Annotated in this window: 12 protein-coding genes; 2 read left to right on the top strand and 10 right to left on the bottom strand. The window is 67.4% G+C overall.

The window, feature by feature from the left end; all coding sequences use genetic code 11:
* The first annotated feature begins 43 nt into the window (after positions 1 to 43).
* The gene (gene cpaB, locus AC6CHP_RS02130; protein ID WP_498228056.1) at positions 44 to 808 is read left to right on the top strand and encodes a Flp pilus assembly protein CpaB; all 765 of its coding nucleotides are present in this window, start codon (positions 44 to 46) and stop codon (positions 806 to 808) included.
* 5 nt (positions 809 to 813) lie between these two features.
* Here the strand turns inward: cpaB and AC6CHP_RS02125 are convergent, their stop codons facing one another.
* The 7 genes from AC6CHP_RS02125 to AC6CHP_RS02095 all read right to left on the bottom strand — a co-directional run bounded on the left by AC6CHP_RS02125 (position 814) and on the right by AC6CHP_RS02095 (position 11,823).
* A complete protein-coding gene (locus AC6CHP_RS02125; protein WP_498228054.1) occupies positions 814 to 5,022 on the bottom strand; it encodes an AAA family ATPase in 4,209 nt (1,402 codons plus the stop codon).
* 130 nt (positions 5,023 to 5,152) lie between these two features.
* Positions 5,153 to 6,742 (bottom strand): glutamine-hydrolyzing GMP synthase, encoded by a 1,590-nt coding sequence (gene guaA / locus AC6CHP_RS02120; RefSeq protein WP_188727554.1) that lies wholly within the window; start codon positions 6,740 to 6,742, stop codon positions 5,153 to 5,155.
* A 98-nt stretch (positions 6,743 to 6,840) separates the two neighbouring features.
* Positions 6,841 to 7,371, bottom strand: coding sequence for a DUF3817 domain-containing protein (locus AC6CHP_RS02115; RefSeq protein WP_498228052.1), 531 nt, complete (start codon positions 7,369 to 7,371; stop codon positions 6,841 to 6,843).
* On the bottom strand, positions 7,368 to 8,204 hold the full coding sequence (locus AC6CHP_RS02110; protein ID WP_498228051.1) for an SURF1 family protein: 837 nt from the start codon (positions 8,202 to 8,204) through the stop codon (positions 7,368 to 7,370). The genes AC6CHP_RS02115 and AC6CHP_RS02110 overlap by 4 nt, the downstream gene beginning before the upstream one ends.
* 92 nt (positions 8,205 to 8,296) lie before the next feature.
* Positions 8,297 to 8,785 (bottom strand): PTS sugar transporter subunit IIA, encoded by a 489-nt coding sequence (locus AC6CHP_RS02105; RefSeq protein ID WP_188727548.1) that lies wholly within the window; start codon positions 8,783 to 8,785, stop codon positions 8,297 to 8,299.
* A 41-nt stretch (positions 8,786 to 8,826) separates the two neighbouring features.
* Positions 8,827 to 10,566 (bottom strand): glycerol-3-phosphate dehydrogenase/oxidase, encoded by a 1,740-nt coding sequence (locus tag AC6CHP_RS02100; RefSeq protein ID WP_498228049.1) that lies wholly within the window; start codon positions 10,564 to 10,566, stop codon positions 8,827 to 8,829.
* A gap of 120 nt (positions 10,567 to 10,686) precedes the next feature.
* Positions 10,687 to 11,823: a GuaB3 family IMP dehydrogenase-related protein gene (locus tag AC6CHP_RS02095; protein ID WP_188727544.1), complete on the bottom strand. Its 1,137-nt coding sequence runs from the start codon at positions 11,821 to 11,823 to the stop codon at positions 10,687 to 10,689.
* A gap of 155 nt (positions 11,824 to 11,978) precedes the next feature.
* Between AC6CHP_RS02095 and AC6CHP_RS02090 the strand changes: the two genes are divergently transcribed.
* Positions 11,979 to 12,584: a hypothetical protein gene (locus tag AC6CHP_RS02090; protein WP_188727542.1), complete on the top strand. Its 606-nt coding sequence runs from the start codon at positions 11,979 to 11,981 to the stop codon at positions 12,582 to 12,584.
* Here AC6CHP_RS02090 and AC6CHP_RS02085 read toward each other — a convergent pair.
* From AC6CHP_RS02085 to AC6CHP_RS02075, 3 genes are all read right to left on the bottom strand, one after another.
* Positions 12,581 to 14,425: an ABC transporter ATP-binding protein gene (locus tag AC6CHP_RS02085; protein ID WP_498228047.1), complete on the bottom strand. Its 1,845-nt coding sequence runs from the start codon at positions 14,423 to 14,425 to the stop codon at positions 12,581 to 12,583. The genes AC6CHP_RS02090 and AC6CHP_RS02085 overlap by 4 nt on opposite strands.
* A 17-nt stretch (positions 14,426 to 14,442) precedes the next feature.
* On the bottom strand, positions 14,443 to 15,954 hold the full coding sequence (guaB, locus tag AC6CHP_RS02080) for an IMP dehydrogenase (RefSeq protein ID WP_066277678.1): 1,512 nt from the start codon (positions 15,952 to 15,954) through the stop codon (positions 14,443 to 14,445).
* Between the two features lie 233 nt (positions 15,955 to 16,187).
* Complete coding sequence (locus AC6CHP_RS02075) at positions 16,188 to 18,266, bottom strand: acyltransferase family protein (protein WP_377090019.1); 2,079 nt, start codon at positions 18,264 to 18,266, stop codon at positions 16,188 to 16,190.
* Positions 18,267 to 18,304 lie beyond the last annotated feature (38 nt).

The following is an 18,304-nucleotide window of genomic DNA, read 5'->3' as shown; positions in this document are numbered from 1 at the left end:
AGGGCACTGCCGTATCTCTTTGCGCCGCCCCTAGCGTAGGCACATGCCTTCATACCGCCAGTCCAGCCGGAACACCTCAAGCGCGCCACATCCCGGACTCTTCCGGAAACCGCGGCTGCGGCGCCGCCCTGGCAGGGTCCGCGGCTCCGGCCGCGTTACAGGCAGGCGTCCTCCCGCGCGCTTCGCGGGCTGGCTGAGCCGCAACAGGCGCCTCGCTGTCGCGTTGCTGCTCTGCGCCGCGGCCGCCATCACAGTGCACCAGCTCACCCCCGCCCCGGTCTACACGGTGACGGCGCTGACCGCCGCGAGGGATCTCCCCGCCGGCGCCGCACTATCGGAGGCAGACCTCGCCGCTGCACAGGTTCCGCCCGGCATGATCGCCAGCGGATTCCTCAAGGAACCGGGTGAGGCGGCAGGCAAGCAGCTCGCGGCGCCCCTGCGCAAGGGTCAGCTGCTCACGGATGCCCAGCTTGTCGGTCCAGGCCTCCTGGCCGGCACTCCCCCGGGATCCGCTGCCGTACCCCTACGCATGGCCGATCCGTCATCCATCCAGCTGGTCTCCCCGGGGCAGCTGGTGAACGTGGTCCTCACCTCGGCCAACGGCTTCGACCAGCAGGACCCGCCCCAGATCCTGGCCTCCGGCGTGCCCGTGCTGTGGACCTCCGGCCAAGGCGGCCAGACTGGACAGTGGCTGGGTACCGCCGAGACAGACGGCCTGATAGTCGTGGCCGCCACCGCGGAACAGGCAGCCCGGCTCGCAGGCGCCTCCACCCAGGGCAAGCTGTTCTTCGTGCTGGTGGCGCCGTGAAGACCTCAGCCCCAGTGCGGCGGTTTCTGCTCCTTCAGCCAGGCGTCGTGGTCGTCGTCTTCCCGGTCGCCCCAGGCGCGGGGGTCGTCCTCGGAGGCCTTGTTGGGCACGGCCGGCCCCGCGGGCAGCGCAGAACTGTTGGGCCCCGTGCCGGGTGTTCCGTCCAGGTCCTGTCCGGCATCAGTTTCGGCGGGCTGCCCGGCGTCTGGAGCGTTGTCTTCTTCGCGGTCCTGGGGCATGGTGCCCGCCTCCTTGCTGTCCTGGTCTTCGGCCTTAGTGGGATCATCGCTCTGCGCAGCGGGCCGGCTTTCAGGGGCTGGCCCGGAGTCGCCCTGGCCAGCATCAGCCATAGCCGCCCGTTCCCGCTCGCCCTGGCTTTCGGCGTCGATCCCGTTGAGCGCCTGGTCCACATCGTCGTCCAGGAAGGCGACGGACGCGGCGGCACGCCCGGAAAGGGCCATCTTCTCGAGTCCCAGGTACCCGGCAATCCTGTCGGCGCAGGCGGAGGGATCGGTGAACACCTCGATGGTCCACAGCGGCATGTAGCGCCATCCCAGGCGCTCCAGCAGCTGCGGGCGCAGCCGGCTCCGCTCCCGCACACTCATGGTCCGGTACTGCTCCGTGCCGTCCGATTCAATCGCAACCGGCCACGGCAGGTCCGCGTGCTCCTGCCCCATGGTGCTGAGGGGATCAGCGGCGGCAACCACGTCGATGGCGCCGTCATACTGATGCCACACCCGTGCGCCGCGGGCCCGCAGGCGGTCCCCGAGGTCGGCAACCAGGGGATCTGCCCCCAGCGCCTGCTCGCTGGCCGCAGCCCGTGATGCAGGAGTTCCGAGATCAGTATTCCCCGCAATTTCACGGTCCAGCAGGGAGTACAAGTCCACGGCGCCGTGGCTCAGCCTGGTGTGGTCCAGGTCCTCGGGCCGGAAACAGGTAAGGACGTGCAAGGACCGGCGTGCCCGCGTCATGGCCAGGGCAAACTTCTCCCGGCCGCCCTCGGCGGAAAGCGGCCCGAAGTTGTGCAGGGCGCGGCCGTGCGGGGTGCGGCCAAAACCGGGCGAGAAGATGACGTGATCGCGCACCAGTCCCTGCGCCCGTTCCAGGTCAACCACCCGGAAGGACTCGGGGCCGGCGCCGAAGAACCCGGCCAGGCCGGGGTAGTTGGGCAACTGCAGCCGGATGGACTCCCCGATCCGGGCCGCATGGCGGAGGCTGGCCGTGACCACGGCCAGGGACGTACGCGGGCGGAGCCGTGCGTGCTCGAAGACCAGCTGGACAACGCGGTTGACTTCCGCCACCACGGACTCGACGCCTTCGTGGTCGGCGCTCGGCAACCCGGTGCCGTCCGGGAGGTATTCAACCAGGAGGGAACGGTCAAGCCCGGTGGCGGACTGGCCTTCCGGCAGCCGCCGCAGGCCGCCGTCGTAAAAATTCTTGCTGAGCTGCAGCACAAGGTCCTCGTCCACCGCACGGTAGACAAAGTTGAGCCGCCACACGGGAAGCACCTGCGACAGTGCGCTAAAAGCACTGTCCACGCGGTGGTGCGCTGACTCTCCGGGTGCGAGCCTTTCCACTCCCACCGTGAAAGTCCGGGGGCTGGCGATCCGCGCGTCACCGAACGCGATGACCTGTTTGGCCCGGGCAACGGACGGCAGCACAGCCTGGAGGGACGTCGCTTCCGCGTCCAGGATGACCACCGCGTCGAAGTGCTGTTCCGCCGGCAGCAGGCCGGTCATCAGGTAGGGGCTGACGGACCAGACCGGGACCAGCGTGCCGATCAGTTCCGGCGCCTGGGCCGTCAGCGACGGCAGGGATACCCGTCCGTCCTTGAGCAGGCTCCGGAGGAGATCCGCCTGGCGGGGATGGGTGGCGAGGGCGCTGCGCCAGCGCTCTGCGAGGTCCCAGCGAAGGCGCGCGGCACCGCTGGCGATGTGGGCGTTGTCAGCCAGGCGGTACTCGGCCTCCAGCCTGCGGAGGGCGTCGCCGTCGGACATTGCCAGGTAGTCGTCGCCGCTGATCATTGCCTCGAGCGCCGACTGCCACCACGCGAGTTCAAGCTCGGCGGCAACCGAGCCGGCCGGAACTTCCCGCTCCGCGAGGTCGGCCAGGAGCTCGCCCAGGCCGTGCTCACGCATGTTCTCCACCAGCAGCGTGCGCTCCGGAAGTGTCTTCAGTGTGTCCGTGTCCGCCACCAGCCGTTCGAGGCGCTCCATCAGCTCTTCGTACCGGACCGTGGCGAGCGAGCCGCCGGCCGCCGTGTGCCGGAGGGCCTCCCCCAGACGGGCAAGGTCGCTGTCCAGGGACCTGTACATGGCGTTCATTTCGGCGAGCCCCGACGGAACGGCGGGATGCCGCTGGGTGGTGGCATAGCCTGCCCACAGTGCCCGCTGCTCCTGGACCAGGAGCAGCGAGGTGTGAAGGTCGGCGATGTGGACTCCGGGCCTGACGTACTCCTTCGCCACCCTGCGCAGCCTTGAGCGCTGCATGGACGTCATGTCGATGCCGCGTTCCTTGCGCCAGGATGAGGGCGCGGTGGCGGAAATAAGGTCGGTGACCGGACGGTCGAAGATGTCCGGTGTGAACTTGTCCAGGCTTCCGCGTACCGCCACCAGGAGCTCAAGCTGCTCGCCCCACTCGGCGAAGGAGGCACCGAGCCGGATTTCGGCGTGTTCGGCAACTGCCTTCATGCGGTCGCGGAGGGCGGGCAGGCTCTTCTCCACGGAGCGGACCAGATCCTGGGCTTCCTCGGTCTCCTTCCGCGTCAGCAGCCGGGCGCCATGCCAGGGGCTGGTGGTGGAGGCCTTGCTGAAGCTGCCCAGCTCCGCCGCACGCTTGAGCCTGCCTGCGAGCTCCTCGCGGTCCCGGATGTTGTCCAGGACGCTCCGCTTCAGCCGCACCGTGGTGGCCGGCGCAGGGTGGATTGACGTCAGCTCCGCCAGCGACTGCATGGCCTGGTACGGCGAGCATCCCCACCGCTGGCGGACGTTGTGGAGCGAGGCCACATGGTCCATCAGGGCGTGGCGGTGCTCGGTCAACGTGCTGTGGAGGTTTCCAAGCTGTGGTTCCAGCGACTTTTCGTTGCGGACAATCGCACGGACCAGCTGGGCCTTGAGCTGCTGGGCGGTGACGTTCCCCGACAGCTGGAACAGGATGGACTCCAGGCCCAGGCCTTCCAGCTGGCCGGACACTTCATTGAGGCTGGCGCGGCGGTCCCCGACCACCAGCACAGTCTTTCCGGCATCCACCAGCGCACCGATGGTGTTGATGGCTGTCTGCGTTTGTCCGGTACCCGGCGGGCTGCTGACAACCAGGGAGTCGCCGGCACGGGCAGCGTCAATGACGTACTGCTGGTCGGTGTCCGCGTCCAGCAGGAGCAGCTCGTCCTTGGGGTGCCTGCTGTCCAGGGAAGGGAAGCGGGAGGGGTCCGGCTGCTCCACGTCCACAATTTCGCCGCCGCCCGCAGTGGCCAGGGCGGAAATAAGCGGGTTGGAGTCGTTGATCCAGGGGTCGTCCAGGTTGCCGGAGAGGTCGGCGAAGGTGGAGACCAGCAGGTTGTGCTGCGCCTCGGCGCCATGGATGGGCCTGATCAGGGTGCCGAGCCGGTCCAGGACGGGCTGCGGATCGAAACGGGCGGTGCTGTAGGCCAGCCGGGTGACGGCATTGACGTCGAAGACGATGCCGTGGATGTTCTTCAGGTGCCGTACCAGCGCGGGGTTGATATGCGCCTGCTCCGTCAGCTGGAGTTCGTAGTCATCCTCCCCGGGCCGGACCGTCAGCGAGATGGCGGTGAGCATGACCGGCGCCGAGATGCGCTGCGGTTTGCCGCCCACGGCGGACGTCCACACAACGGTGCCGGCAGAGAGGTAGCCGGCGTCGATGCCGCGGTCGTTGGCCAGCTCGAAGATCTTCGAGCGGATGTTCCGGGAGGCCCGGGCTGCCACCACGTACTGCTGCCGGTCCCGGATCAGGGTGGAGAGGCGCGTCTTGCGCCCGGCCATCAGCTGGGCCAGGCCGGAGGGGTGCGCGTGCGTCAGGTCGATGGAGCCTTCAGGCGTTTTGGTGAAGCGCAGCATCGTGTCTGCCCCGGTAACGGGTTTGAGCCCGGACAGCCATTTGCGGAGCTCCTCGGAGCCCTCCGGGTGGCCTTGACCAACTGACACTTCTGCCTTCTTTTCTGCGTTTACACGTGACGTCCTGGACCATACCGGCATAGGTTCGAGCGTAGCCGCTAAGACGGCGGGACTGAGAGACCGCAACACGTGATGGGCCTAATTTGCGGAGGTTTTTGCCCCGGGAACACCAGTGGCCGGCTCCCTTGGCGGAAGCCGGCCACTCAGGATGCTATTCCCACTCGATGGTTCCCGGCGGCTTGCTGGTGACGTCCAGCACCACACGGTTCACGCCCTCCACCTCGTTGGTGATCCGGTTGGAGATCCGGGCCAGCAGTTCGTACGGGAGCCGTGACCAGTCCGCCGTCATGGCGTCCTCGGAGGAGACCGGACGGAGCACGATCGGGTGTCCGTAGGTGCGGCCGTCACCCATGACGCCCACGCTGCGGACATCCGCCAGCAGGACGACCGGCATCTGCCAGACTTCGCTGTCCAGGCCGGCTGCGGTGAGCTCGGCGCGGGCGATTGCATCGGCCTTGCGCAGCAGGTCGAGCCGTTCCTTGGTGACCTCGCCGACGATGCGGATACCGAGGCCGGGGCCGGGGAAGGGCTGGCGGCCAACGATCTCCTGCGGCAGGCCAAGCTGGGCTCCGACGGCGCGGACCTCGTCCTTGAAGAGTGCACGCAGGGGTTCGACGAGTTCGAACTGCAGGTCCTCGGGAAGGCCGCCCACGTTGTGGTGGCTCTTGATGTTCGCCGCACCTTCGCCGCCGCCGGATTCGACGACGTCCGGGTAGAGGGTGCCCTGGACCAGGAACTTGATCTTCTCGCCGTGGGCTGCAGCCTCGGCGATGATGGCAAGTTCAGCTTCTTCGAAGGCGCGGATGAATTCGCGGCCGATGATCTTGCGCTTGGTTTCGGGATCGCTCACCCCGGCCAGGGCGGACAGGAAGCGTTCCTGTTCGTTGGCGACATACAGCTTCACGCCGGTGGCCGCCACGAAGTCGCGCTCCACCTGTTCGGCTTCGCCCTCGCGCAGCAGGCCGTGGTCCACGAACACACAGGTGAGCTGGTCCCCGACGGCGCGCTGGACAAGCGCGGCGGCGACGGCGGAGTCCACGCCCCCGGAGAGGCCACAGATGACCCGGGCGTCGCCGACCTGCTTCCGGATCCGCTCCACCTGCTCGTCGAGGATGTTGCCCGTGGTCCAGTTGGGTTCCAGCTTGGCGCCCTTGAAGAGGAAGTTCTCCAGGACCTGCTGGCCGTAGGCGGAGTGCTTCACTTCGGGGTGCCACTGCACTCCGAACAGGCCTTTGTCCTCGTTGGCGAAGGCAGCCACTTCGGCGCCCGCCGTCGTCGCAAGGACCTCGAAGCCCTCCGGCGCCTCGTGCACGGAGTCGCCGTGGCTCATCCACGTGTTCTGGTGCTGGGGCATGCCCTCCAGCACGGAACGGCCCTCGCCGAGGATGGTGGTTTCAGTGGAGCCGTACTCCCGCAGCCCGGTCTTGTCCACCTTGCCGCCGAGGGCGTTGGCCATTGCCTGGAAGCCGTAGCAGATGCCGAAGACGGGGACGCCGGCTTCGAAGAGGTCGGCACCGACGCGGGGGGCGCCGTCGGCGTAGACACTCGAGGGGCCGCCCGAAAGGATGATGGCGGCGGGATTTTTGGCCAGGAGCTGCTCGGTTGTGTAGGTATGCGGAACCACTTCCGAATACACATTCGCTTCCCGGACGCGGCGGGCAATAAGCTGCGCGTACTGGGCACCGTAGTCAACAACCAGCACCGGCTTCTGGGAAGTCTGGGATGCAGTGGGAGTAGTCACCGTACTAGCCTACTGGGCGCCGTTGCACCGGCGCATCTTGAGAAGCCGGGCTGTGACGGAGCGAACTGTCAGCGCCCGCATTGCCGCCCGGCAGCCGGTCAGTAGCGCTGGGGCGCCCGGGGGTTCGCCGCGAGCTCGGCTTCCACCTCGGCGTGGAACTTCTTTTCGACGATGAAGGAGAGGAACGGGACCACGCCGCCGAGGGCCAGCAGGATCAGCTTGAGGAACGGCCAGCGCATCAGCGCCCAGAGCCGGAAGTTGGACATCAGGTACACCACGTACATCCAGCCATGGACAATCAGGACTGTGACAGACAGGTTGACCCCGCCCTCAACCCCCTTTGGCTCGGCATCAGCGAAGCCGAACCCAAAGGGCTCGCCCGTGACGGCATTGGTTCCCCCGGCGAAGAGGGACTGCCCGAAGCCGTAACGGGCAACCAGTTCGGCGCACAGCAGCAGCAGCATGCCACCGGTGAGATAGGCGAGCACCTTGTAGAACTTCAGGGCCGAGCGGATCTGGGCTTCGGTTCCGCCAAAACGGCGCTTCTTGCCGCCTGCTTTAGGGCCTGCATTTATGCCTGTGTCAGTGCCTGAGGCAGACGCTGGGTTTGCCGGTTTAGGGTCAATCATGGTTGTACCTTTTGCTGGTTGTGGTCTGGGTGCTGGTTGTCTTCATCGCTGTCCTCGAGGCTTTCTTCAAGGTCGCGGTGGTAGTCGTCCTTCACGAGCCGCCACCAGATGAAGAGGGCAAAGCCGGCGAAGACCACCCACTCGAGCGAGTAGAAGAGGTTGAGCCAGTTGATCTGCTGCGCGGGCGGCTGCGGGCCGATGTCCAGGGGAAGAATCTCACCCGGCACCGCGGCGGCGCTGAGGTCCACGCCGTCGGCTACTTCGGCGGTGGCGGCCACGAACCCGGGGTAGCTGCTGACCTCCCAGTAGTTGATCAGCTCTGCCACGGACACCGCCGTCGCCTCACCTGGTTTTGGTGCCGTCCCCGGGACGGGCGCCTCGGACGGCAGAAGCCGCCCGGTCAGTTCAAGGGTGCCCGACGGCGGTGCGGGGGCGTCGCCGGGTTCCGCCACCCAGCCGCGGGCCACCGGGATCCAGGTCTGCGGTGAGGCTGCGGCGCCGGTCAGGGCGGGTGCCCCGTCGACGGCGAACGCGGACACCACCCAGTAGCCTGTCTTGCCGTCATGCAGCCGCCCCGGCACCAGGAGCTGTTTTGCGGGGTCGTAGGATCCCTGCGCCGAGACCATCTGGTCCGCATCGGTTCCGTGGAAGAACTCGCCCGGCTGGAGGGTGTCCGTCAGCGGCTGGACCTGCTCGGTGGCCGGGTTGGTGGGCACTTCAGGCTGGGTGGAGCGCCCGAACTGCCACTGGCTCAGCAGCACGAAGACCCCGGACACAGCGATCGCGAAGACAAAACCGGCGATCCATCGGGGCTTAAGGGCTGTTTTCCACACGTCTTAACCGTACTTCGTAGCGCTGTAGAACAACTAAACGCGAGGCCAGGGGCGGGGTCCTGCCTCCTCGCCGGACCAGTGGCGCGGTCCGGTCAGTGATCGAAGAACACCAGGCTGGAGTTGATGAGTTCGGCGATCATGTCGGGATCGTAGGCCCGGCGCAGCGACTCCCGGAACGATTCCTTGGAGAGGGACCGGGCCAGCGTGGCCAGGACCTCGAGGTGGTCGGAGAACGAACTCGCCGGGGTGGCAATCAGCAGGATCACCGTGGCCGGACCGTCCGCGGCACCGAAATCGAGGGCGTGCCCGTATTTGGTGATTCCGACCGCGATCGAGGTGCGGGAGACGAACTCGCTGCGGGCGTGCGGCAGGCCGATGCCGCCCGGCAGTCCCGTAGCCAGCTGGTGTTCCCTGGCGTTCACATGCTTGAGGAAGCCGTCCAGGTCCGAGATCCGCCCGGCGGCGTGCAGCCGCTTGGCGAGCTGGGTGGCGGCGTCGACCTTGTCCTTAGCCTCCAACTCCAAAATCACCATATCGGGCGTGGTGAGCTCGGCATCGTACCGGTCAAGTGGTTCGGCCAAGGCGTATCCCTTCAGTCAGCGTTGCTGGTGCCGTGAATCCCTCAGCGCAGGGGCACGATGTCTTCCACGCCCAGGCGGGCGGCGTCTGCGGATTCGTCGTCCGGCTGTTGCTGGCTGAGGCGTTCGGCCTCCACCCGTGCGATGTAGTGCCGCACTTCGTTTTCACGCTGGGCGTCACTCCAGCCAAGGACGTCACCCATTAGTTTAGCGACAACAGGCACGGCGGACACTCCGCGGTCCCAGGCCTCGATGGAAATCCGTGTCCGTCGGGTCAGCACATCATGGACGTGGCGGGCACCTTCGTGGGTGGCGGCGTAGACGGCCTCGGCCTGAAGGTAGTCGTCGGCGCCCGGAAGGGGCTCCGCCAGGGCCGGATTCTCCCCGATGATGGACAGGACCTCGGAGGTCATGGATCCGTAGCGGTTCAGCAGGTGCTCAATCCGGGCAACATGCACGCCGGACTCCTCGGCGGTACGGTTGCGGCGGTTCCAGGCCGCCCTGTAACCCTGCGCGCCAAGCAGGGGGATCGTCTCCGTGCAGCTGGGCGGCACGCGCTCATCCATGGTGCGGGTGGCCTCGTCCACGGCGTCCTTGGCCATGACCCGGTAGGTGGTCCACTTCCCGCCGGCCACCACCACCAGGCCGGGAACGGGATGGGCCACCACGTGTTCACGGGACAGCTTGGCGGTGGAGTCGTTCTCCCCGGCGAGCAACGGGCGGAGGCCCGCGTAGACGCCCTCGACGTCCTCGCGGGTCAGCGGACGCTTGAGGACCTTGTTGACGTGTTCCAGGATGTAGTCGATGTCCTTGCTGGAGGCGGCCGGGTGGGCCTTGTCCAGATTCCAGTCGGTGTCCGTGGTGCCGATGATCCAGTGCCGGCCCCACGGAATCACGAACAGCACGGACTTTTCGGTGCGCAGGATCAGGCCGACGGTGGACTGGAACCGGTCGCGCGGTACCACCAGGTGGATGCCCTTGGAGGCACGGACCTTCAACTGGCCGCGGTCGGTCACCATGGCCTGGGTTTCGTCCGTCCACACCCCGGTGGCGTTGATGACCTGCTTGGCGCGGATGTTGAACTGCGTCCCGTCCTCGTGGTTCACCACCTTGGCCCCCACCACCCGCTCACCTTCGCGGAGGAAGTCCACCACCTTCATCTGGTTGACGGCGTGGGCCCCGTAGTACGCGGCGGTCCGCACCAGGTTGGCGCAGTACTTGGCGTCATCCACCTGGCCGTCGTAGTACCGGATGGAGCCCACGAACGCGTCATTCTTGAGGCTGGGGGCAGCGCGCAGGGTGCCCCGGCGGCTGAGGTGCTTGTGGAACGGGACTCCCCTGCTGTGCCCGCTGGAGACGGACATGGCGTCATACAGCGCGATGCCGGCACCCACGTAGGGCCGCTCGATGAAGGGCTTGGTCAGCGGGTACAGGAAGGGCACGGGCCGGGCCAGGTGCGGCGCCAGTTCCGAGAGCAGCAGCCCCCGCTCCTGCAGCGCCTCCTTCACGAGGCCGAAATCGAGCATCTCCAGGTACCGGAGGCCGCCGTGGATGAGCTTCGAGGACCGGGAGGACGTACCGGCAGCCCAGTCGTTGGCTTCAACGATGCCGACGCTGAGGCCGCGGGTGACGGCGTCCAATGCTGCCCCGGTGCCAACGATGCCGCCGCCGACGATGAGGATGTCCAGTTCCTGGCCGGGGTCCGCCGTGGCGCGCAGCCGTTGGATGGATGCTTCCCTGGCTTCCGGGCCAAGGGCCCCGCCGTTAACAGGAAAATTCTTCATTGAACGCCTCCAGTGCCTCAAGTGCCGGTAGTAAAACCACCCTACTTGCTTGCGGCACGCTTGGGCAGGAGGGTGGCGGCGGGATACCGCCGCCACCCTCCCGGTTCCATGAGGAGAGTGTCAGTTTCCGGAGTACGGGGAAACCACGACGTCGACCCGCTGGAATTCCTTCAGGTCCGAGTAGCCGGTGGTCGCCATGGAGCGGCGCAGCGCGCCAATGAGGTTGGAGGTTCCGTTGGTGTGGTGGCCGGGCCCGAAGAGCACTTCCTCCAGGGGTCCCACGGTGCCCACGTTGGCGCGGTCGCCGCGGGGAAGTTCGAGGTGGTGGGCTTCCTGGCCCCAGTGCCATCCCTTGCCCGGTGCTTCTTCGGCCCGCGCCAGGGCGCTGCCGAGCATCACGGCGTCGGCTCCCATGGCGATTGCCTTGACGATGTCGCCCGAGGAGCCCATGCCGCCGTCGGCAATGACATGGACGTAACGGCCGCCGGACTCGTCCATGTAGTCGCGGCGGGCAGCGGCGACGTCGGAGATGGCGGATGCCATGGGCGAATGGATGCCCAGGGCCCGGCGGGTGGTGGTGGTGGCGCCCCCGCCGAAGCCCACCAGCACGCCGGCGGCACCGGTGCGCATGAGGTGCAGCGCGGGCGTGTAGCCGGCCGCGCCGCCCACGATCACGGGAACATCCAGCTCGTAGATGAACTGCTTGAGGTTCAGGGGTTCGTGGTCCTTGGAGACATGCTCGGCGGACACGGTGGTGCCACGGATGACAAAGATGTCGACGCCGGCGGCCACCACGGTCTTGTAGTGCTCCTGGGTGCGCTGCGGGGTCAGGGATCCCGCCACCGTCACGCCGGCCTCGCGGATTTCCGCCAGGCGGGATGTGATCAGCTCAGGCTGGATGGGCGCCTTGTACAGTTCCTGCATCCGTCCGGTCACGGCCGGGCTGTTGGTTTCATCCTCCAGCGCGCCGATCTCGTCCAGGATGGGCTGCGGGTCCTCGTACCGGGTCCACAGGCCTTCAAGGTCCAGGACGCCGAGGCCGCCGAGCCTGCCCAGTGCAATGGCGGTCTGCGGGGACATGGCCGAGTCCATGGGCGCCGCAATGACGGGCATGTCGAACTTGTAGGCGTCAATCTGCCAGGAGACGGAGACGTCCTTGGGGTCGCGGGTACGACGGTTAGGGACGATTGCAATGTCATCCAGGGAGTAGGCACGACGCCCACGCTTGCCACGGCCGATCTCGATCTCGTAAGTCACTGCTCTAGGTTATCCCAGCGGCCGTGATGTCCTTGTCTGTGCCGGACGGGCCGGCAGCGCAGGCTACGAGCCGCCCTGAACGCCGTGGGCGGCCTGCGATCCCGCCACCGCGGCCTGCAGGCACCGGCCGGAGCCCTGTTGGCTACAGTTGCCTTATGGGTTCACGGTGGGTATTCGACGGCCACATTGCCGGCATAGGCACGGCCTCCGGCCTTCGCGCCGTGGTGGGCATCTGGCAGGAGTCGCCCTTCGGGCCCTTTGCGGACGTGATGGTCCAGCAGCCCTCCGGCCACCGGCAGCTCCTGGCCCCCAGCCCGGAGGTGGCGGACTTCATCGCCGCCACGTACACGTTCGACGACGTCACGGAGGTGGACCTGTCGGCGCGGCTGGGCCACGGGACGCTGGAGGTCGACGCCGGTCCCCTGGCGATCAGCGCACGCCTCGGCGGGCGGGCCCTCCTGGGCAGGATGCTGCGGGCAGTCCCCCGGCGCCTTGCCGTGCACCCCGGCTGGCTGCACGCCATCAGTCCTGTCGCCGGGATCCTCAGCAGCGGCTCCCGGACCTCCGGCACCGCGGGCAGCGGCCGGCGGGAGTATTACGGGGTGAGCGACCTGCACACCATCACAGCCGCCGTCGTGAGCTGGAACGGCATTGACGCCGGCGCGCTGGCGCCGGTCCGCCCCGCGGTGACGTTCGGGTTCAGCAGTGTCCCGCCGCGTCCGGGCATTGCGCGGGTCCGCACAACGGTGGCGGAGTCCTAGACTCCGCCTGTTTCCGGGCTTGCTCCCGTGAGCTGGGATTCGAACATCCTGAAGTAGCGGCCGCGAAGCGCGACGAGTTCCTTGTGCGTCCCCTGCTCCACGATCCTGCCGTCCTCCAGCATGAACACGGTGTCCGCCTTCTCGATGGTGGCGAGCCGGTGGCTGATGGCGATGATGGTGCTGCTGCGGTCAGCGAAGAGGCGGGTGAAGATCCGGTGCTCGGCCAGGGCGTCGATGGCCGAGGTTGGCTCGTCCATCACCATGAACGAGGCATCCCGGTAGAAGTTCCGGGCCATGGCCAGACGCTGCCACTGCCCGCCCGAGAGTCCGCTGCCCTTACGCCCGCGCGGGTCCTCCATCCAGTTGCTGACATGGTTGTCCAGGCCGTTGGGCAGCTTGTTGATGAAGTCCAGCGCCTCGGCATCCGCTGCAGCCTTGCGGATGCGGGCGTCGTCGCGGGGCGAGTCGACGTCCCCGAAGTAGATGTTCTCCGCGGCCGTGGCGAACTCGTACTTGAGGAATTCCTGGCTCAGCACCGCGAGGTGCCGGTGCCACGAGGTGACGTCGACGGCGGCGAGGTCCACGCCGTCCAGCAGCACCTGCCCGGAATCCGGGCGGTAGAGCCCTGCCAGGATCCTGATCAGCGTGGACTTTCCGGCGCCGTTCTCCCCCACGATGGCGATGTGCTGGCCCTCGCGGATGGTCAGGCTGATCCCGCGGATCACCTCGATGTCGCTGCCCGTGTAGGTGAAGCGGATGTCCTTCAGCTCCACGGTCTTCGGTGCCTGCAGCAGCGGCGGGGCGTGCTCCGAATGCACGGGCATGGCCATGAACAGCTCGTAGTCCTTGAGGTTCGCCAGGTCCTCGTCGATGGAGCTGAGGGAGGACACCAGGTTGTTCGCCGTGGACAGCGCCCTGCTGACAATCTGCTGCACGTAGAGGAACTGGCCCACAGGCTGCGCGCGGGCGATGATCTGTCCCACCACCCAGACCAGGGACACCACTTCAGCGCCGTACTGGAGCGCATCGGCGGCGAGCTGCTTGGGGATGTACCGCTTCTGGTAGTCCAGCCGCCGGCGCTCGTCCGCGTCCCGCAGCCGGGACCTGAAATCCATCAGGTAGCCCACAATCCCGTACAGCCGCATCTCGGCGATGTGCTGCGGGCGGAGGAGGTTGGTCTCGATCATGCGGCGCTGCCGGCGTGAGTCCACCTGGGTGTTCCAGTGGGCGATCTGTTCCCGCGAAAGTTTGAACTGCAGGTAGACGCTGGGGACGATGGCGACAAGGACGATCACGGCAATCCACCAGCTCACCAGCAGCAGGGCGCCGACGGCGAGGATCACCGACACGAGCTGGGTGAAGATGGCGGCGATGCGGTCCAGGACGCGGGCGTAGGAGTCGGAGAACCGCTTGGCGCGGTCGTAGAGGTCTACGGTTTTTTTGTCGTCGTACCGCCAGAATTCCAGGCCCAGGAACCGCTCGTACATCTGGTCCCCCACGATGGCCCCCACCTTGAAGCTCATCAGCTGCTGGATGTAGCGGTCCACGCTGCTGAACGCGCCCCAGAAGAGCCCCAGGGCGGCGGTGATGATGACGTAGACGATCGCCCGCTGGCCGGCCTCGGCGTCACCAGCATAGGCAGCGGCCAGCGCCGTGGTGGTCAGGGCGGCGAAGTAGGTGGTGACCAGAGGAAGCACGGCCGAGATCAGCGAGCCGAGCACCTTCATGACCACGGCGCCAGGCGAGGCCCGGAAACTGACCCTCAGCACCTGGGCTACGGCCCGGGCATACGGACGAAGGGCCAGCCGCCGTGGCGGCTGGCCCTTCGTCGGGGTGTTCACCCGTTCAGGAGGCGTTGTCAGCGGGAACCGTAGTTCGGCGCTTCGACGGTCATCTGGATATCGTGCGGGTGCGATTCCTTCAGGCCGGCCGGGGTGATCCGGACGAACTTGCCGCGGGCCTTCAGCTCGGCCACGGTGGGCGCGCCGGTGTAGAACATGGTCTGGCGCAGGCCGCCCACCAGCTGGTAGGCCACCGAGGACAGCGGACCGCGGTAGGCCACACGTCCCTCGATGCCTTCGGGAATGAGCTTGTCATCGCCGGAGACGTCGGCCTGGAAGTACCGGTCCTTCGAGTAGGAGGTGTTCTTGCCGCGGGACTGCATGGCGCCCAGGGAGCCCATGCCACGGTAGGACTTGAACTGCTTGCCGTTGACGAAGATCAGCTCGCCCGGGGACTCGTCGCAGCCGGCCAGCAGGGAGCCGAGCATCACGGTGTCGGCGCCGGCAACGAGGGCCTTTCCGATGTCGCCGGAGTACTGCAGGCCGCCGTCGGCAATCAGCGGCACGCCGGCGGGAATGGCTGCCTTGGCGGATTCGTAGATGGCGGTGATCTGCGGGACGCCCACACCGGCCACCACACGGGTGGTGCAGATGGAGCCCGGTCCCACGCCCACCTTGATGCCGTCGGCGCCGGCGTCGATCAGGGCCTGGGCGCCTTCGCGGGTGGCGGCCTGGCCGCCGATGACGTCCACGTGCGCCGCCACGGGATCGGACTTGAGGCGTCGGATCATGTCCAGCACGCCCTGCGAGTGGCCGTTGGCGGTGTCCACGAACAGGGCATCGACCCCGGCGTCCACCAGTGCCATGGCGCGCTCCCAGCCGTCCCCGAAGAAGCCGATGGCTGCGCCCACGCGGAGACGGCCTTCGTCGTCCTTGGTGGCCAGCGGGTACTGCTCGGCCTTGGTGAAGTCCTTGGTGGTGATCAGGCCCTTGAGCCGGCCCTGCTCATCCACCAGGGGAAGCTTCTCGATCTTGTTGGTGGCCAGCTTGTGCGAGGCTTCCTCGCGGCTGATCCCCACGTGCCCGGTGACCAGCGGCATTTTGGTCATGACGTCGCTGACCAGCCGCAACGGGAAGTCGGACTCGGGGACAAAGCGGGTGTCGCGGTTGGTGACGATGCCGAGCAGGCGCATGTCCTCGTCCACCACGGGCAGGCCGGAGACACGGTACTGCGAGCAGATCTCGTCCAGCTCAGCAAGCGTGGCCTGCGGGCCGATGGTCAGCGGGTTGGTGATCATCCCTGACTCGCTGCGCTTTACCCGGTCCACCTGGTCCGCCTGGTCCTGGATGGACAGGTTGCGGTGGATGACGCCCAGGCCGCCCTGGCGTGCCATGGCGATGGCCATCCGTGATTCGGTGACAGTGTCCATGGCCGCGGACAGCAGCGGCGTGTGAACCGAAATCCGCTTGGAAATCCGCGAGGACGTGTCAGCCTCCGACGGGATGACCTCGGTGTGTCCGGGCAGGAGCAGGACGTCGTCGTAGGTCAGGCCAATGAAGCCAAAGGGGTTGTGTTCGGGCTCGGTCATGAGTGCGCCTCTTACCTTGGTTGCTGGACGGGTAGGGGTTGCAGCCGATGACCAGCCCGTCATTACGGGACTGGCCTGTGCAGGAAATGTTCCAGGACCGCCGCGGCAGGCGGGGACCCGGAGGCCGGAAAGTATTGAGTAAATATTAGAACCTCAGCGCCCATCCCCCTATTCCACGCGTGGAATGTGAGCAACCGCACTCCCCACCCTGCCCCGCAGATGCTGGGGAACAGTCAGCTCCAGCCTGTGGCGGCCAGCAGCCGCTGCTCGAACATGGGGATCATGCTTTCCACGTAGGTCCGCGTGAGGTGGTTGTCGTCCTTGTAGACGTAGACGTTGCCCACCACCCCGGGACAGATGCCCCGCGCGCAGATGAAGTCGCTGAGATCCATCAGGTGCAGTCCGTCCAGTTTGCCCCGGTAGCTTTCCAGCGGGGACGGTTCCACCAGGGATTCCTCCAGGGACACACTGCACTCCGGCGCGTCCGGGCCGTTGCGCTGGATGCATTCCGGCATGTTGAACGTAAAGCGCGGGTTGTCCCGGATGCCGATGACCTCGATCCCGGCCTCCGCGAACGGCTGCACCCCTTCCAGGTAACCCGGGACCTCGGTCTCGAACGGGGCTTCCTCGTGGGTCAGCGACGCCACCGTGAACACTGCGTCCGGCTGATGTTCCAGGACGTAGGCGGCGCTGGCCTGGTTGTAGGCGTTGCACTCCGCATTCCGTTCCAGGGACTCCGCCCCGAAGCGGCACGCCGGCATCAGCAGCGTCACCAGTTCCCAGCCCCGCGCGGCGGCAATCGGCGCCAGCGCACCCAGGTACTGCTGGGAGTGGGAGTCGCCCAGGACCACGATGCGCTTGGTTACCTCACCGTCCGGAACCTCCTGCCTGCATCCTTCGAGGATGGGGTTGCTGGTGGCGTTGGCACCGGTGCAGGGCGCGTGGATTCCAGCCCAGTCGTTGTCCAGCGCCGAGGGGCCGGGGATGATCCTGGCCTCCGGGGCGGGCACGGCGGCGTTCTCCGGGTTGAGCGCGGCGGCCCCTGGCGTGAGCTCCCTCGGCTGGGCCGCCGTCGCGCTTTCCTCTGCGGTGAGCGTGGTCTGCCAGACGGCCACGGGTCCGGCCAACAGCGCACCGCAGGCAGCGATAACGACGGCGGTGCGCCAGGCCCGGCGCTGCGGCCAGTGCCAGTCGCGCAGCGGCTTTTCAACGAAGCGCGTGGTGAGGACGGCAAGCACGATGGAGGCGCCCACGATGCCCAGGCCCTGGACCAGGTTGGGTGCCTCCACGCCGGTGGCGGCAAGCGCAAGCACCAGGACCGGCCAGTGCCAGAGGTACAGGGCGTAGGAATTGTCTCCCAGCGCCACCAGGGGCTTGCTGCTGAGGAACCTGTCCACGCCGAAGCGGCTGCCGGATTGTCCCGCGACGATGATGGCGGCGGCCGCCAGGGTGGGCCACAGCGCCACGAAGCCGGGGAACGAGCGGTCCACCGTGAGCAGCAGGCCGCAGGAAACCATGGCCGCCAGGCCTGCCCAGCCCAGGACCACACGGAGCGCCCGGGCCGGTTTGACGTAGGGCAGGGCCAGCGCCAGGAGCGAGCCCAGCGCGAACTCCCAGAGCCGCGTCCGGGTGTCGAAGTAGGCGTACGCCTGGTTGCCGGCGGTCTGCTCCACGGAGTAGGCGAGGGACACGGCGAAGACTGTGCCGAAGACCAGGGCCAGCAGCCCGCGGTAGGTGACCCGGGTGAGCGCGGGGATCCGGTGCAGCAGCAACAGCAGTCCGGCGGTGCCGGCAAAGATGAGGGGCCAGAGGATGAACACCTGGCCTTGGATGGACAGCGACCAGAAGTGCTGGAGCGGGCTGGCTCCGGCGTGGTCCTGGGCATAGTAGTCAACGGCAGTGTCCGCGAGCAGCCAGTTCTGGCTGTACAGCAGGGATGCCCAGGCCTGGTCCAGCACCTGCGGCCAGCGGCTCTGGGGCAGGATCAGCCACGTTCCGGCGAGGACTCCCAGGATGACCACGACGGCGGCGGGCAGCAGCCGCTTGAACAGGTGCAACCAGTGCCCAAGGAGCCCGAAAGGCCGCCCTGCCTCGGCTTTCCGGACAAAGGACAGGGTCAGCAGGAACGCGGAGATGAGCAGGAAGATGTCCACTCCCCCGGACACCCTGCCCAGCCAGACGTGGTAGGCCACCACCATCAGCACGGCGAGCGCACGGAGCCCCTGGACCTCCGGCCGGAAGGTCGGCTTCCGGCTTTTGGCGGCTGCTTCGGGCACCGGGCGCGAGGCAGCCGCGGTTCTCGCTATCGACACAAAAGACCTTCCAGCGATGGACAAAACATCAATTCTAC

It is taken from the genome of Pseudarthrobacter sp. GQ63 (genome assembly GCF_059758765.1).
Note: the sequence above shows the minus strand (reverse complement) of the source record. Positions and strands in the feature narration are given on the sequence as shown.